The organism is Agromyces sp. NPDC056965, assembly GCF_042673425.1.
GTDB lineage: Bacteria > Actinomycetota > Actinomycetes > Actinomycetales > Microbacteriaceae > Agromyces.
The window spans coordinates 49,099-63,883 of record NZ_JBHURI010000015.1; the positions used below are offsets into that span (position 1 = coordinate 49,099).

The window sequence follows — 14,785 nt, forward strand, 5'->3', positions numbered from 1 at the left end:
ACATGGGAGAGCTTCCAGCCGACCAGGTCGCCGAGCCTCACGGGGCCGGTACCGCTCGCTCCGGCCTCGCGCTCGTGCTTGCCGCAACGGCGATCGCCGGTATCAGCGGGTATGCGATCACCTGGATGGTGCCGCGGGTGATCGGGTTCGCCGAGTACACGAATTTCGCGGTCTTCTGGTCGTTGCTCTTCTTCATCGCGAGCGCGCTGTCCGGAATCCAGCAGGAGATCACGCGGGGCACCGCACCCAGTGCAGTCGCCGAGGTTGCGCAGCCGCGGACTCGCGCTCGAACCACGGTATTCGCGCTCGGTGCCGCGGCCATCGTGCTCCTCGTCGTCGTGTCGACCTCGACGCTGTGGGGTCGGGCGTTCTCCGAGGCATCCGACGAGTTGTTCTGGCCGTTGGCCGTCGGCGCCTCGTCCAGCGTGTTCGTCGCAGCCCTCACGGGAACGCTCTACGGCGCGCGACGTTGGAAGGCGATCTTCTCGATCGTGGTGATCGAAGCCTCCATCCGCCTTGCGGCGGTCGGAATCGCGTTGGCTCTCGGAGCCAGCAACGCCGTGCTCGCATGGGCCGTCGTGCTTCCCTTCCCGTTCGCCTTCGTCGTCGTGGCGCTCGCGTCCCGACGAGCACTGGCTGGAACCAGATTGGACGTCGGCTATCGGCGGCTGACGTGGAACGTCGCCCGAACCATCGCCGCCGCCGCGTCCATGGGGGTGATGGTGAGCGGCTTCCCGTTCGTACTGGCGTTCACCGCGGGAGCGGAATCGAGCGAGGCGCTCGGCCTCGTCGTCATCGCATCGACCTTGGTGCGAGCCCCGCTGATCGTCACAGCGATGGCTCTGCAGAGCTACCTGATCGTCTTCTTCCGTGAACGGCGCTCGGCGATACTCCGCCCGTTCCTCGTCATCGAAGTCGGCGTGCTCGCTGCCGGCGTGCTCCTCGGTGTCGTCGGCTGGTTGGCCGGACCAGCCGTCTTCGCCGTGCTCTTCCCAGGCCAGCCGATTCCGCCTGGTGCGTTCATCGGCGTGCTCGTCTTCTCGTCGGCCGTGCTTGCCTGCCTCTGTGTCAGCGCTCCCGCCGTGCTCGCCCGCGCCGCCCATACGGCCTACACAGCCGGCTGGCTCCTCGCAGCCGTGGTCACGATCGCGCTGCTCATGCTTCCGATCGGATTCATGGAGCGGACGACATGCGCGCTGCTCCTCGGCCCGGTTGCGGGGTTGCTGGTGCACACTTCGGCGATCGTCCTCGCGTCTCGCGGCGCCGAGCCCGGCACGGCCTCTCGCACTCCGGCTTCGGGTGACGCCCCAGCGGGGCCAAGTGCGACGACGCCGTGACGGTCTCGGCCGAGCTATCCTCGATGAGGCGGTCGGTCGGCGAGCGTCGACCGGAAAGGCGGTATGCGCGGAGTGACTGATCCCATGACCACCCCGGCCAGTGCCGATCGTTCACGACTCGTGCGATGGATCGCGCGCTATCGCAAGATCACCCGACCGAATGCCGACGGACTGCCGCCGCTCCGGGTTCTGCTCGCGTTTCCCGCTCTCCTGTTGATTGTGGGCGTCATCCTCGTTGCGCTCGGCATCAACGGGTCCTCGTCGGGCGAGATGAGGGAGTACGTCGAGCCGGGCGCCGACCCGGCCCTCATTCTCGGAGAACCGCAGTTCACGCGGTCCGACGAATGGAACGTGCAGACCGTCTGGGCGATCGCACAGGCGGAACAGGGCTTCCCGCTCGAGAACCAGACGTTCCCCGGCGGAATGGACACGACCGTCCCGCAGGATCTCCCGCGCGCTGACTGGTCGGTGGCGTTCCGTCCGCACCTGCTCGGATTCCTCTTCCTCGACGTCGACCACGCCATCGCATTCAAATGGTGGGTGCCGGGGCTTGCACTCGCGGCGGCGGCGTACGCCTTCCTGGTTTCGGTCATGCCGCGACGTCCGGGCGTCGCGGCGATGCTCGCGACCGGCTTCTTCTTCAGCCCGCTGATCCAATGGTGGTATCTCGCAACGACGTTGTGGCCGGCCGCTTGGGCGCTCGCGACGATGGCCGCCCTCATCTGGGCATTGCGTTCGCGCTCGTCGATGTCCCGATGGATCTGGGCCGCGGTGATCGCCTACCTCACCGTCGTCATGGCGATGGGAATCTACGTTCCGTTCATCGTGCCCTCAGTGCTCGTCGTGTTGTTCTTCGCGGTCGGCGCCTCGATCGGCCGGTTGCGCGCCGGCATGCGGTTCCGCGAGCTGGGCGCTCGTCTCGTGCCGATCATCACCGGTGGTGTCGTGGCATCGGCGATCACCGTGTTCTGGCTCGCGACGAAGGCGTCCACGGTCGAGGCGTTCCTCGGTACGGCCTACCCGGGCGCGCGCAGCACACCCACTGGGGGCAGCGACGCGCTGAGCTTCGCGTCGGCCGTCGGCTCGTCGTTCACCCAGGCACTGAATGCTCAGCGGCCAGGGCTCCTGGGTGCGAACTCATCCGAAGCGTCCACCTTCTTCTACATCGGCATCTATCTCCTGCCGGTGATCGTCTGGATCGTCGCTCGTGAAGTTCGCGCTCGCCGGCGTCTGCCATGGGAGCTCATCGGTCTCACGGCGGTCGTGTTCCTGCTCCTGGCCTATCTGTTCGTGCCGGGCTGGGACGCGATCGCGAAGCTGTTCCTGCTCGATCTCACCCTGGCTGCCAGAGTGCGGCTCGGGCTGGGTCTCGCATCTCTCGCAATGCTGGCGTACGTCATCCGATATCTGGATCGGCATCGAGCCAAGGCCGGATTGTGGCTGAGCCTTGTTCCTGCGGGGTTGTTCCTCCTCTCGCAGATCGCGATCGCGCTCGTCGCCTACCGCGCGATACCGGCCATGCTGGAGCCGGTGCAGTTGTGGTGGCTCTGGGCGTTGCTCTCGGCGTTCGTCATATTCGCGATGTCCCGCCGCATGATCAGAACTGGTGCGGTGGCGTTCCTCATCGTGACGGTTGCGGGGTCAGGCCTCACGAATCCGGTGTATTTCGGAGTGTACGATCTCCGCGAGACGGAGCCGTCGAAGGTGATCCAGGAAATCGACGACACGGCTGCCGGCACCTGGGTGGGAGTCGGCTCCCGAGTGCCGACGGCGATGCTCCTCGAATCGGGAGTCGAGGCCTTCAACGGTTTCCAGGGCGCCCCTTCTGAGTCCATGTGGTCGCTCATCGACCCGACGTCGCAGTTCGAATATCAGTGGAATCGACTCGCTGGGGTGAACTGGATCCCTGGTACCGGGGATCCAGTCGTCAGCAACCCCGTCGGAGACCAGATCGAGGTGACGTTCGACGCATGTGCGGACTTCGCACAGGAACACGTGCAGTTCGTGCTCTCCGACGCGGACGGACTCGATACGAACTGCCTGCGAGAGATCGACAGCTTCGAGATGCCAGGTGACTCGACACTCTCGATCTTCGAGGTCACGCCCGGATAGGGTGCCTCACGGCTGGTTGCTTCTCCCAAGCGCGTGGCGCACGAGAACCCGGGCCGCGCCCGGCGTTCCGGAGCCGGCGGCGGCGGGAATCTGGGTGAGCGCGTTGACTCGCGATGAGAGGTGTGCGCGAGCGGCGCGTTCGGCCTTCGACCAGCCACGGGAGCGGAACTCGGCGGCAAGCGTCCGAAAGAACCGTTGCTCCTCGACGAACCGACTGCCATCGGTGGCGCGCCACGACGAGACACTGCCTGAATGTCGGCGGTACTCGAACACCACCTCGTCGTCCACAACGAGGCTTCCGCCGAGGAAGACGAGGTCGATGGCGAGGGCGAGGTCCTGCACCACCCTGTAGTTCGGCCTGAATCCGACCGACTGCACGTCTTCACGCCGCCATGCGATCGCCGGGAAGTTCATCCAATTGCCGCGCGTCAGACTGGCTGCGAGAGCTTGCCCCCTCAACTCCGTCGGCCCCGTGAAGCGCGGACGATAGAGCGCCTTCACACGGTCCACAAGGGGGCGCGAGGTTCTCCCTTCCTCGTCGATCACGCGAGTTCCGGGATGGAGGAACGCAGCCGAGGGGAATGCGGCAGCGAGTTCTCGCACCCGCCCGACATAGCCGGACAGCATGATGTCGTCGCATCCGAAGATGACCATCCACTCGCTGGTCGCCCCGTCGAGAGCCGCCTGGAAGTTCGCGTTGATTCCGATGTTCGAGGAATGGCGTCGATATTCGATGCGCGGATCATCGAGGCTGAGCAACCATCGACCGGGAGCCTCGTCGGGGTAGTGGTCGTCGATGACGACCAAACGCCACTCCGGGTCGGTCTGCGCGAGGACGCTCGTGACCGCGGCGCGAAAGTGATCGGGCCGACCATAGAAGGGCATCATGATGTCGAGGGTCACCGGCGGGCTCCATAGTGGTTCGTTCGGCGCCGCAGTGGTGCGGCATCTCAATTCTGACATCGGATGGCCGGCAGACCCGCGTGGCCGAGCAATCCGCAACTCTCTATTAGGATTGTCCGGACTCCGTCCCCCGGCCGTAGGAACTCATGACCCTCGCTCCCCAAATCGAACTCTCGATCGTGATGCCGTGCCTCAACGAGGCCGAGACGCTCGCCGTCTGCATCGACAAGGCGCAGGGATATCTCCAGCGTTCCGGCGTTCAGGGTGAGGTGCTCATCGCCGACAACGGATCGACCGACGGTTCGCAGCAGATCGCCGTCGAGCACGGCGCTCGTGTCGTCGACATCGAGCAAAAGGGCTATGGAAATGCACTGATGGGTGGCATCGTCGCGGCGCACGGCACGTACGTCATCATGGGCGATGCAGACGACAGCTACGACTTCAGCAAGCTCGATCCTTTCGTCGAACGGCTCCGTGCCGGTGACGAGCTCGTCATGGGCAACCGATTCCGGGGCGGCATCGCACCCGGGGCGATGCCCCCGCTGCACAAGTACCTCGGGAACCCTGTGCTCTCGACGGTCGGCCGGGTGCTCTTCCGCTCCGATATCCGTGACTTCCACTGCGGGCTCAGGGGATTCAATCGCGAGTCGATCCTGAGTCTCGGGCTGATCACGACCGGGATGGAGTTCGCGAGCGAGGTCGTCGTGAAGTCGACGCTCGGCGGGCTGAAGATCAGCGAGGTGCCGACCACGCTCGACAAGGACGGTCGCAGCAGGCCGCCCCACCTGCGCAGCTGGCGCGACGGATGGCGCCACCTTCGGTTCCTCATGCTCTTCAGCCCCCGTTGGCTTTTCCTCATCCCGGGAATGGTGGCGTTCCTCGTCGGCCTCCTCGGCACGGTGGCGCTCTCATTCGGCCCGTTGGTACTCGGCACAGTCGGTTTCGACGTCTCGAGCCAGGTGTACCTCGCAGCGTTGACCGTCGTCGGCTGGCAGGCGGTCTTGTTCGCCCTCCTCACGAAGCTGTATGCGAGACATGAAGGGTTCTACCTTCCACGAAGCCGGGCGTTCGAGCGGTTTGCCGAGCGGGCGACGCTCGAGAGCGGTGCGCTGATCGGGCTCGGCCTCGTCGCCGTGGGCATCGTCATCGGTATCGTCCAGCTGGTGGCATGGAGCGGCTCGGGGTTCGGCGCACAGCACCCGGTCGACACGATGCGTCTCGCCGTGCCGGCCGCGCTCGCCCTGATGCTCGGCGCCCAGACGATCATGGCGAGCCTCTTCCTCGGAATCCTGTCGATCGACGTCCGCCGCGCCTGAGACGGCCCGTAGCTGCGCCGGCGGGGCACGGTTCGGCTGGGCGACATGGAACGGTACCAACTCGTAACCGGCACGATGCGTCGGTAGTCGGGTCATATGCCAGCATGGTCGTCAACGATGCGAGAGGCGGGCGGATGATTTCCCAGAAGGGAATGAAACGGGGTGCGGGTGCGCTGATGGCGGGGATCCTCGGGGTGGTGCTTGCACTGAGCGGATCGGCGGCGGCGAACGCCGACGTGCCGATCACGATCACCGTGGTCGTGCCGGACACGCCGTTCTCCTATGGTGAATACTGGAATCTCGAGGTCAAGGCGAGCGGCCTGGTTTTCGGGACCGAGCCCACTTTCTCGGGCGAAGTGCGAGTGTCGTCGATCGAGGGCGCCTATGGGGCCGTCACGTTCTACCCCGGAACCGAGCCGGGCACTGCGACCGCATACATCGGAGCGAGCCCGAGCCTCGCCCCACTCGACGCGGGCGAGTACGACGTGCAGGTGTCTGTGGCGACGACGACGCCCTGGGGCATCGTGTACACCGGGCGGAGCGAGCCTGTGACGTTCACGGTCGCGCCGGCGCCGCTCTCGACGAGCGTGAGAATGACTCCCGATCCTTCGAACGCCGACAACTCGATCGTCGCGCTCGGTCTCAGCGGTGCGTTCGTGAGCCAGCTGGCTCCGGGCGTTTCCCAGACTGAGAACCCCAGCGTTCCCGTACTGCCCGCAGGTGCTTGGCGCATCGCCATCGTCGATGATTCAGGCGCGAGCGCGTTCGACACGACGATCGATCAACCGGATGGCGGCCAGCCGGCCGTCTCGGTCTACTGGGTGGGGGCGGAACCGTCGACTTCGTACTCCGTCACGGGTTCGTTCAAGCCGAATGGCCAAGCGGCGGGCAATTTCACGATCTCGGATGCGCCGGCGTTCCCGTACACCTCGCCGTCGCCGCAGCGCCCGCAGCCGACGCCGGCCGTGGCCGGGCCGGTCGCAGCAGCGCCGACAGAGGACGGAAACCCGACGCTTCCGGTCTGGTCCGTCGTCGCCTTGGTCCTCGTCGCGCTCGGGCTCATGGTGGCCATCGTGGTCCTCCTCATCAGCGAACGTCGAGACCGATCCCGCACCACCGAAGGAGGGCGAGCACATGCGATCGTCGCGTAGGTCCCTCATCCTCGGAGCCCTTATCGGCGTGGCAATGGTCGTCGGCAGCTCGGTCCCTGCCGTCGCGGGCGATGGCGGCACGACGATCGCATTCGTCGAGAATCAGGCATCGACGGTGCCGTTCGGGAGCTCTTGGGTGCTCACCGTTGAGGTCGCCGCCGCGGCAAGCGAGGAGGAGCACGGCTACGGCATCGGCGGGATCGGGCCGGAGTCGGGGACCATCGATGTCTTCGTCGAGGGCATCGCGGGCGCCTACGCGACGGGCATCCCGCTCCAGGAGACGGGAATCGCATACGTCGCGCAGCCGAGCGGCCAGCCCCTCCTCGGCGCCGGTGCGCACACTCTTCGTGCGATCTTCAATCCGCTCGCCGGATCCCGGCTGCAAACATCTCAGACTCAAACCCCCTTCGTGCTGACGGTCGCACCGCTCACCGTGGTCGCGCATGTCGATGCGACGATGGATGCCACTGCCGGCGAGTACCCGATCGTGACCGGATCCCTCTCGGGAAGTGCTGTTGACACGTGGGGGGGAGCACCTGCGGGGATCTGGAAGTTCACGGTCCAGGACGCTGAAGGCGAGGCCGTCTTCGAACGGGAGGTGGCGCAGCCCGGCCTGTCGAGCGAGACGGTTGCGATCGAGGTGGATGACCGACTCGCTCGAAACGAAGAACATACCGTCGTCGCGATATTCACGCCGGATCCGTCGCTCGCACAGGGTCTGACGGTCTCGCAGGCACCCGCAGCAGCGTTCACCTCGGCGTCGGCGAGCGTCGGCGAGTTCCTCGTTGCGCCGGTCGTCCTGGATTGGTGGATCGTCGTGGTCTCCGGCATCCTCCTCCTGCTCCTCGGGGGCGGTCTGGCTTGGACCCTGTCGATGCGCCGGCGAAACGCGGCCCTGCGCGCCTCCTCGGAACAGGCGCGAACCTTCGTGGACGGAGCCGCGAGCGAACCTGAACCGGAGCCCGACGGTTCCGGTCTCGGGAGTCTCGTCAAGTCCGCTCCGAACTGATTCGGCGGGCCGGCACTCCGAGCGGCGTCGGCGACACCATCGTCGTTCGCCGGCGCCTCAGCCGAGCTGATCGTGCTTGGGTTGGGACGGAGTCCGCCCTTCCGCCAGCGCATCCCGCCAGCTCATGTCGCGGGCTGCCTTCACTGCGCAGACGACGAGGAGCATCCACCCGCCCTCTGCGAGCGCGAAGCTCTCGGCGAACGAGGTCACCGCGATGGCCACGAGCATGAGCGCCGGCCAGACGTACACGACGCTGCGGCGGGTCGAGGCGAGCAGCCACGCCCGCACGAGGGCGACCCCGAGCAGTGCGATGAACAGGAGCGCACCGATGACGCCCACCTGGAAGTACACGTCGATGAAGGCGTTCAATGCCGTGCCGTGCGGGCGGCCGGTGGCGAGTTCGATCCACGTGTACGGAGGTGCGTCGGGCCACGGCCCGACCCACCCCCAGCCCTGCAGCGGGTTGAGGTTCAGGTAGCGGGAGAGCTCGCGCCATACCCCGAGCCGAACATCGAACTCGTCGCGGGCGTCGATCAGTTCGATGATGCGGATGCGCATGATCCAGCCGGCCACGATCGCGGCGACACCGGTGACGAGCAGCGCGATCTGCCACCGCCATCTCGTCGGCGCCGAGGCCTTCCGCAGCCCGTAGAGCGCGGCGAGCGCCACGAGCGCCGCACCGAGCGCGAACCACGTCGTCGGCGACCCCGAGAAGACGAGACACAGTCCGGCGAGCGTGAGTGAGAGAACGGCGCGGGTGCGCTGCACGATCTTCATTCGCCATTCGACGAGGAAGGTCAGGAGCGCGATGAGCGCGACGAACCCCAGCATGTTGCGCGAGCCGAAGATGCCCTGGATGGGCCCGAATCGGGCGATGTCGCCCTCGATGCCGAGCACCTTGATCGGCATGTCGAGGATGATTCCCGACAGCATCTCGAGCGCGACCGAGGTGCCGAGCAGCGCTCGCATGACGTCGCCGAAGGCCCGAACGATCTGGATCGTGTCGCGCATGAGCGCGATGTAGACGCCGATGAAGGCGAATGCGACGAGATAGCCGACGCGCGCCATCGAGGCCAGCGCCGGCAGGCTGCTCCAGAGCACGGAGGCCGCGCACCAGCCGATGAACACCAGGATCGTGAGCGGCAGGATGCCGTACCACTCGACCGCGCGCCAACGTGCCACGAGGGACGCCGCGCAGAGCACGACGAGCCCGGCGAGGGCGCCGAGGAGTCCGGGCGTGCCGATGATGCTGCGGATGGCATGCGTCGAGAAGGCGAGGCCGACGGCGAGGAGGGTCAGTGCCTGAGCGAAGCGAGCCGAGCCGGCGAACTCGCGCACGACGGCAGCCGCGTGGGCGGCCATGCCGCCAGGTCGATCTCGGCCGGCACCCGGAGCGCTCATCGGCGACCGGCTCCGGCGTGTGGGACCCGGTTCATCGAGCGACCTCGGGGGGCGGCATCCGCGAGGCGGGAACCGGCACCGGTTCCGCAGGCAGCGGCTCGTGCTCCCATTGCCGCCGTTTGGTCGACCAGGCGATCGCGATGAGCAGGACCCATCCGCTCTCGATCAGGATGCGACTCTCGGCGAAGCTCTGCCCGATGAGCGCGACCAGCAGGAGGAGCGGCACGAGCGCGGCGGCGGAGTGGGGGAGCGGCCGTCCCGAGGCATCCATCGGCCGGTCGACGGCGAGGAACCAGGAGCGCCACAGCGCGCCGATCACGATGGCGGCGAAGGCGATCACGCCGATGGCGCCGAGCTGCATCCACACGTCGAGCCAGGCGTTGTGCGCCTGCAGGTACGTGACGCCCTTGCGGACGGCGAGGTCGTTGAACGGCTCGACCCACGGCACCCAGTAGCCGACCCAGCCCCAGCCGAACCACGGTCGTTCGAGGGCGAGGCCGATCACGGAGTTCCAGATATCGAATCGGCCGGTGAGGTCTTCGCTCTTGCCGAGGGCGCCGAGTAGGCGGTCCCAGAAGACGACGAGCAGGGCGACGGATGCCGCGAGCACCGCCGCGGCCGTCCAGTACACGCCTGCACGGCGCTCGGGCCCGATGCGGCGTGCCCAGAGGGCGAACGCGAGCGCGACGGCGACGACCGCCGCGACGAGCAGAACCGTCGCCGAGCGGGTCAGGAGCAGGACGACGCTCGCGACGACGATCCAGACGACGCCCGAGGTGCGCCGCACGCTGCGCGCCGCGAACATCGCGCCGAACACGATGAGGGCGAGGAGCGCGATCATGCCGAGGATGTTGCGATTGGCGACGATGCCCTCGATCGGGCCCCCGTCGAAGAGGAGTCCGCGCGACCAGTAGAAGGCCATGGGCAGCTTGTCGCCGGTGACCTCGAAATCGGGGAAGTTCGGCAGCAGCGGCCCGCCGACGAAGACGGCGACCCAGAGCTCGAAGGCGAGCGAGAGCGCGAGCACCCATTTGAGCGCGCCGCCGAGGCATCGGACGAACTGCGTCCAGCTCAGGCACAGCACGAGGGCGATGGCGGTGAAGGTCGTCGCGAGCGTGATGCCGACGCCGAGCGCGGACGCCCCGGGGTAGAACGACCAGGCGATCGAGGCCGTCGCGAGCAGCACGAAGACGAGGGTCGACTTCGGCACGCGGCGCCAGTTCCACGTCGGCCGCACCTGCGCGACCATGACGACGGCGCCGATCAGCACGAGCGCCGCGATGATGCCGAAGCCCCACCAGCCGAGGAGGTTGCGCCAGAACTGGCCGGCGAACACCGTGAACAGGGCGAATGTCGCGTACGCCGTGATCCAGCGTCGTCGATCGGTGCTCATGAGGTACAGGCTATCGCGGGCTCCATTGCGAACAGATGACGGATGCGGCGTCGGGCTCGATCCCGGGGCCTTGGTAGCTTGGACGCAGACGACCGAGAGGACCCCTCGCACATGTTCACGGCGATCGGCAACACCCCGCGCGACTACGCGTGGGGCTCCACGACGGCGATCGCGGGGTTCCGCGGGATCGAGGCATCCGGAGCGCCGGAGGCCGAGCTCTGGCTCGGGGCGCACCCGGGGTCGCCGGCGCAGGTGCTCGACCCCGACGTGGTCGGGCACGCCGATCTCGCGGCCTGGATCGCGGCGGCCCCCGAGCAGGCGCTCGGAGCCGACCTCGCCGAGCACGGCGCGCGCCTCCCGTTCCTCCTCAAGGTGCTTGCGGCGGCCGCGCCGTTGTCGCTGCAGGCGCATCCCACGCCCGAGCAGGCGCGTGCCGGCTTCGCGCGCGAAGAGGCCGACGGGGTGCCGCTCGGCGCCTACGACCGCAACTACAAGGACGAGTTCCACAAGCCCGAGCTGATCGTCGCGGTGAGCGACACCTTCGACGCCCTGTCGGGCTTCCGCCCGCTGAGCGAGGTGCGGGGCGTCCTCGAGGTGCTGCGAGCAGCGGATGCCGCGGCGCCCGACCCCGACCCCGGCGCACTCGACCTGCTCGAGGCCCGCCTGTCGGGTGAGCATGCGCTCCGCGACACCGTCGAGTGGCTGCTGCGCGACGGTCGCGGCGGCGACACCGGCGAGGCGACGTGGGTGATCGACCGGGTCACGGCGCTCGCGGCATCCGAGATCGCGCTCGCCTCGCCGTACGCCCTCTCGTTCGAGACGGTCGGCGCGCTCGCCGAGGCCTACCCCGGCGACCCCGGCGTCGTGATCTCGCTGCTGTTGAACCGCGTGCGCCTCGTGCGCGGCGAGGCGCTGTACCTCTCGGCCGGAAACATCCACGCGTACCTCGACGGACTCGGCATCGAGCTCATGGCGGCGAGCGACAACGTGCTCCGCGGCGGCCTGACGCCGAAGCATATCGACGTCACCGAGCTCCTCGACGTGCTCGACTTCACGCCGATCTCCGCGCCGTACCTCGCGCCGATCGAGGTCTCGCCCGGTGTCGAGGTGTTCCGCCCCGACGTGCCCGACTTCGAGCTGTACCGCGTCGAGCCCGCCGCGGCGACCGCCCGGGTCGCACTCGGCGGGCCGGCGATCGTGATCGTCGAGGGCGGTGGCGTCACGATCGGCGGGTCCACCGGGGCATCCGTCTCACTCGATCGTGGAGCGTCGGCCTACATCACCCCTGACGAGGGCGAGCTCTCGATCTCGGGCCCCGGCATCGCCTGGATCGCGACCACGGGTTCGGCTGCGCGGGGCGTCGCCTAGGAGGCGACCCGCATTCCGAAGAGCCGGCGGTACGCGGTCGGCGTCGTCTGCAGCACCTTCACGAAGTGATGGCGCATGACGGCTGCGGCCCCGAAGCCCGTGTCGCGGGCGATCTCCTCGAGCGTGAACGAGGTCTCCTCGAGCAACTGCTGCGCGCGCAGCAGTCGCTGACGGTTCAGCCACGCGTTCGGGGTCGTGCCCGTCTCGGCACGGAATCGGCGTGCGAAGGTGCGCGGAGACATGAGCGCCTTCCGGGCGAGGAGGTCGACCGTGAGGTCTTCGTCGAGGTGCTCGACCATCCATTCGGTGATCTTCGCGAACGAGTCGCTGCGGCACTCTGCAACGGGGCTCTGGATGAACTGGGACTGGCCGCCGTCGCGCTGCGGCGGCACGACCATGCGGCGGGCGATCATGTTCGCGGCGCCGGCGCCGAGCTCGGTGCGCACGATGTGGAGCGCCGCGTCGATGCCCGCCGCGGTTCCCGCGCCGGTGACGACCTTGTCGTCCTGCACGAAGAGCACGTCGGCGTCGACGTCGACGCGCGGGAACATCTCGGCGAGCCGCTCCGTGTACATCCAGTGCGTCGTCGCGCGGCGGCCGTCGAGCACGCCGGCACGGCCGAGGGTGAACGCGCCGGAGCACACCGAGAGCACCCAGGCGCCGCGTTCGACGGCGTCGCGCAGCACCTCGGAGACCCGTTCGTCGACGGGCTCGTCGATGAGGGCGGCCGGCACGGCGACCAGGTCGGCGGTGCGAGCGACGTCGAGCCCCTCGTGCACGATGATGTCGAAGCCGAGCTTCGTGGTGATGGGGCCGGGGTCGGCCGCGACGACGTGGAAGTCGAAGGTCGGGCCGCCGGTGTCGCTGCGGTCGATGCCGAACACCTCGCAGAGCACGCCGAACTCGAACGGCGCCATCTGCGGCAGGGCGATGCAGGCGATGGTCTTGAGCACGGCGGCCTCCGTTGGCAGGAATCGATCGATTGCTGTCCACTCTGCCACTTTCGGCAGGATCTGACAAGTCATAGATTTACTGCCATGACCACGATCATCTTCCTCGTCCTTGCGGGACTCGCCATCTGGGGCGTCCTCGCCACCGTGCTCCGCCTCGACACCGATGGCTACGGTCGGCCCGAGATCCGCGACCGCACCCGCCACATCGAGCACCAGCCCACGCGCCCCGCCTGATCCCGTCGGGAGCGGCCCGGTCCCGCTCCCGGATACGATCGATTCCGGCGGGGAGGTACCGCGCCGGAAGGTGGGAACATGAGCTGGCTGGTCACCGGGGGAGCGGGCTACATCGGAGCGCACGTCGTGCGCGCATTCGAGGCCCGGGGCATCGGCGCCGTCGTGCTCGACGACCTCTCGACGGGCAAGGTCGACTTCGTCCCCCACGGGACCCCGATCGTCCACGGCAGCATCCTCGACGGATCCGTGATCGAACGGGCGATCGAGGAGCACGGCGTCACGGGCGTCGTCCACCTCGCCGGCTTCAAGTACGCGGGCGTCTCGGTCGAGCGCCCCCTGCACACCTATCGGCAGAACGTCACGGGCACCGCCACGCTCCTCGCGGCGATGGAGTCGAAGGGCGTCGATCGCATCGTCTTCTCATCGAGTGCGGCCGTGTACGGGACGCCCGACGTCGACCTCGTCACCGAGGCCACGCCGAAGCACCCCGAGTCGCCCTACGGCGAGTCCAAGCTCATCGGCGAGTGGCTGCTCGCCGACCAGGCGAGGGCCGCTGGCCTCCGGCACACGAGCCTGCGCTACTTCAACGTCGTCGGCTCGGGCACGCCCGAGATCTTCGACGTGAGCCCGCACAACCTCTTCCCGCTCGTGTTCGACGCCCTGCTCGCCGAACGCACCCCGCGTATCAACGGCGGCGACTACCCGACCCCCGACGGCACGTGCGTGCGCGACTACATCCACGTCGCGGATCTCGCCGAGGCCCACGTCGTCGCCGCGCGTCGGCTCGACGCGGGCGACGACCTCGAACCCGTCTACAACCTCGGTTCCGGCGATGGCGTCTCGGTCGGCGAGATCATGCGGGCGGTCGCGGAGGTCACCGGCATCGAGTTCGCTCCCGAGGTCGGACCGCGCCGCGGCGGAGACCCCGCCCGCATCGTCGCCTCAGGCGAACTCGCGGCCCGCGACCTCGACTGGCGGATGCGCCACACGCTCACCGAGATGGTCGAGAGCGCCTGGCAGGCCCGCCGCGCGGCATCCGATTCATAACGTCTCCTCAACGTCCCGGCGTGTCGAGATGGCCATCAAGCCTCGACGGTCTCTTGAGGGTTTACCATCTGCGACTTGACTCGCGGGAATTACACCGGTGTAATTGGTCGTGACACACCCTCTGGGTGGTCGGTACAACTGGGTGGGAGACGATATGAGCAATCCTGAATATCGTTCTGGAGTACCTGACGATTGGTTCGTCGATCCTGTCAGGCTGGGCGTTCCGGGGGTTCGCGCAGTCTCAGACGACGACAATCCGTTGGCATGGCAGAGCGACGCGCTGTGCGCGCAAACCGATCCTGAGGCGTTCTTCCCTGAAAAGGGCGGATCGACGCGGGACGCGAAGAAGATCTGCACCGGATGCGAGGTACGCAATCAGTGCCTCGAGTACGCCCTCGGCAACGACGAGCGGTTCGGCATCTGGGGCGGGCTCTCCGAGCGGGAGCGGCGCAAGCTCCGCAAACGAGCAGTCTGAGTCGCTGGGGGGGCCCCCGCCGGCGCCGCCGCCGGGGCCCCCCCAGGAAGGGGCGGCGGCGAGGCGCCGCCCGGCCAACCAAACAA

13 protein-coding genes are annotated in these 14,785 nt (G+C 67.9%); 9 read left to right on the forward strand and 4 right to left on the reverse strand.

The window, feature by feature from the left end; all coding sequences use genetic code 11:
* Positions 1 to 2 precede the first annotated feature (2 nt).
* Both ACFTQE_RS05815 and ACFTQE_RS05820 read left to right on the forward strand, forming a co-directional pair.
* Positions 3 to 1,337 (forward strand): hypothetical protein, encoded by a 1,335-nt coding sequence (locus tag ACFTQE_RS05815; protein ID WP_376924169.1) that lies wholly within the window; start codon positions 3 to 5, stop codon positions 1,335 to 1,337.
* A gap of 84 nt (positions 1,338 to 1,421) precedes the next feature.
* Positions 1,422 to 3,449, forward strand: a complete 2,028-nt coding sequence (locus ACFTQE_RS05820; protein ID WP_376924170.1) for a hypothetical protein — start codon at positions 1,422 to 1,424, stop codon at positions 3,447 to 3,449.
* 6 nt (positions 3,450 to 3,455) lie between these two features.
* On the opposite strand, the gene ACFTQE_RS05825 is transcribed toward ACFTQE_RS05820, so the two are convergent.
* Positions 3,456 to 4,352, reverse strand: coding sequence for a glycosyltransferase family 2 protein (locus ACFTQE_RS05825; RefSeq protein ID WP_376924171.1), 897 nt, complete (start codon positions 4,350 to 4,352; stop codon positions 3,456 to 3,458).
* Positions 4,353 to 4,498: 146 nt separating this feature from the next.
* Between ACFTQE_RS05825 and ACFTQE_RS05830 the strand changes: the two genes are divergently transcribed.
* The 3 genes from ACFTQE_RS05830 (at position 4,499) to ACFTQE_RS05840 (ending at position 7,828) form a co-directional block, all read left to right on the forward strand.
* On the forward strand, positions 4,499 to 5,668 hold the full coding sequence (locus ACFTQE_RS05830; RefSeq protein WP_376924172.1) for a glycosyltransferase family 2 protein: 1,170 nt from the start codon (positions 4,499 to 4,501) through the stop codon (positions 5,666 to 5,668).
* Between the two features lie 134 nt (positions 5,669 to 5,802).
* Positions 5,803 to 6,819, forward strand: coding sequence for a hypothetical protein (locus ACFTQE_RS05835; protein ID WP_376924173.1), 1,017 nt, complete (start codon positions 5,803 to 5,805; stop codon positions 6,817 to 6,819).
* Positions 6,820 to 6,853: 34 nt separating this feature from the next.
* A complete protein-coding gene (locus tag ACFTQE_RS05840; protein WP_376924174.1) occupies positions 6,854 to 7,828 on the forward strand; it encodes a hypothetical protein in 975 nt (324 codons plus the stop codon).
* A gap of 57 nt (positions 7,829 to 7,885) precedes the next feature.
* Here ACFTQE_RS05840 and ACFTQE_RS05845 read toward each other — a convergent pair whose 3' ends face one another.
* The gene (locus ACFTQE_RS05845) at positions 7,886 to 9,190 is read right to left on the reverse strand and encodes an O-antigen ligase family protein (protein ID WP_376924175.1); all 1,305 of its coding nucleotides are present in this window, start codon (positions 9,188 to 9,190) and stop codon (positions 7,886 to 7,888) included.
* A 70-nt stretch (positions 9,191 to 9,260) separates the two neighbouring features.
* Positions 9,261 to 10,622, reverse strand: coding sequence for an O-antigen ligase family protein (locus tag ACFTQE_RS05850; protein ID WP_376924176.1), 1,362 nt, complete (start codon positions 10,620 to 10,622; stop codon positions 9,261 to 9,263).
* Positions 10,623 to 10,733: 111 nt separating this feature from the next.
* On the opposite strand from ACFTQE_RS05850, the gene manA reads away from it, so the two are divergent.
* Positions 10,734 to 11,990 (forward strand): mannose-6-phosphate isomerase, class I, encoded by a 1,257-nt coding sequence (gene manA / locus ACFTQE_RS05855; protein WP_376924177.1) that lies wholly within the window; start codon positions 10,734 to 10,736, stop codon positions 11,988 to 11,990.
* On the opposite strand, the gene ACFTQE_RS05860 is transcribed toward manA, so the two are convergent.
* Complete coding sequence (locus ACFTQE_RS05860) at positions 11,987 to 12,943, reverse strand: GlxA family transcriptional regulator (RefSeq protein WP_375834198.1); 957 nt, start codon at positions 12,941 to 12,943, stop codon at positions 11,987 to 11,989. The two genes, manA and ACFTQE_RS05860, sit on opposite strands and share 4 nt — an antisense overlap.
* Before the next feature lie 84 nt (positions 12,944 to 13,027).
* Between ACFTQE_RS05860 and ACFTQE_RS05865 the strand changes: the two genes are divergently transcribed.
* The 3 genes from ACFTQE_RS05865 (at position 13,028) to ACFTQE_RS05875 (ending at position 14,699) form a co-directional block, all read left to right on the forward strand.
* A complete protein-coding gene (locus ACFTQE_RS05865) occupies positions 13,028 to 13,177 on the forward strand; it encodes a hypothetical protein (RefSeq protein ID WP_375834195.1) in 150 nt (49 codons plus the stop codon).
* Between the two features lie 78 nt (positions 13,178 to 13,255).
* Positions 13,256 to 14,224: a UDP-glucose 4-epimerase GalE gene (gene galE, locus ACFTQE_RS05870; RefSeq protein WP_376924178.1), complete on the forward strand. Its 969-nt coding sequence runs from the start codon at positions 13,256 to 13,258 to the stop codon at positions 14,222 to 14,224.
* A 154-nt stretch (positions 14,225 to 14,378) separates the two neighbouring features.
* A complete protein-coding gene (locus tag ACFTQE_RS05875; protein ID WP_376924179.1) occupies positions 14,379 to 14,699 on the forward strand; it encodes a WhiB family transcriptional regulator in 321 nt (106 codons plus the stop codon).
* The last annotated feature ends 86 nt before the right edge of the window (positions 14,700 to 14,785 follow it).

What these genes read in the sequence shown, in the direction of transcription:
- ACFTQE_RS05815 (WP_376924169.1), top strand. Translation starts at nt 3, where the DNA reads ATGGGAGAGCTTCCAGCCGACCAGGTCGCCGAGCCTCACGGGGCCGGT.
- ACFTQE_RS05820 (WP_376924170.1), top strand. Translation starts at nt 1,422, where the DNA reads ATGACCACCCCGGCCAGTGCCGATCGTTCACGACTCGTGCGATGGATC.
- ACFTQE_RS05830 (WP_376924172.1), top strand. Translation starts at nt 4,499, where the DNA reads ATGACCCTCGCTCCCCAAATCGAACTCTCGATCGTGATGCCGTGCCTC.
- ACFTQE_RS05835 (WP_376924173.1), top strand. Translation starts at nt 5,803, where the DNA reads ATGATTTCCCAGAAGGGAATGAAACGGGGTGCGGGTGCGCTGATGGCG.
- ACFTQE_RS05840 (WP_376924174.1), top strand. Translation starts at nt 6,854, where the DNA reads ATGGTCGTCGGCAGCTCGGTCCCTGCCGTCGCGGGCGATGGCGGCACG.
- ACFTQE_RS05845 (WP_376924175.1), bottom strand. Translation starts at nt 9,190, where the DNA reads ATGGCCGCCCACGCGGCTGCCGTCGTGCGCGAGTTCGCCGGCTCGGCT.
- ACFTQE_RS05850 (WP_376924176.1), bottom strand. Translation starts at nt 10,622, where the DNA reads ATGAGCACCGATCGACGACGCTGGATCACGGCGTACGCGACATTCGCC.
- manA (WP_376924177.1), top strand. Translation starts at nt 10,734, where the DNA reads ATGTTCACGGCGATCGGCAACACCCCGCGCGACTACGCGTGGGGCTCC.
- ACFTQE_RS05865 (WP_375834195.1), top strand. Translation starts at nt 13,028, where the DNA reads ATGACCACGATCATCTTCCTCGTCCTTGCGGGACTCGCCATCTGGGGC.
- galE (WP_376924178.1), top strand. Translation starts at nt 13,256, where the DNA reads ATGAGCTGGCTGGTCACCGGGGGAGCGGGCTACATCGGAGCGCACGTC.
- ACFTQE_RS05875 (WP_376924179.1), top strand. Translation starts at nt 14,379, where the DNA reads ATGAGCAATCCTGAATATCGTTCTGGAGTACCTGACGATTGGTTCGTC.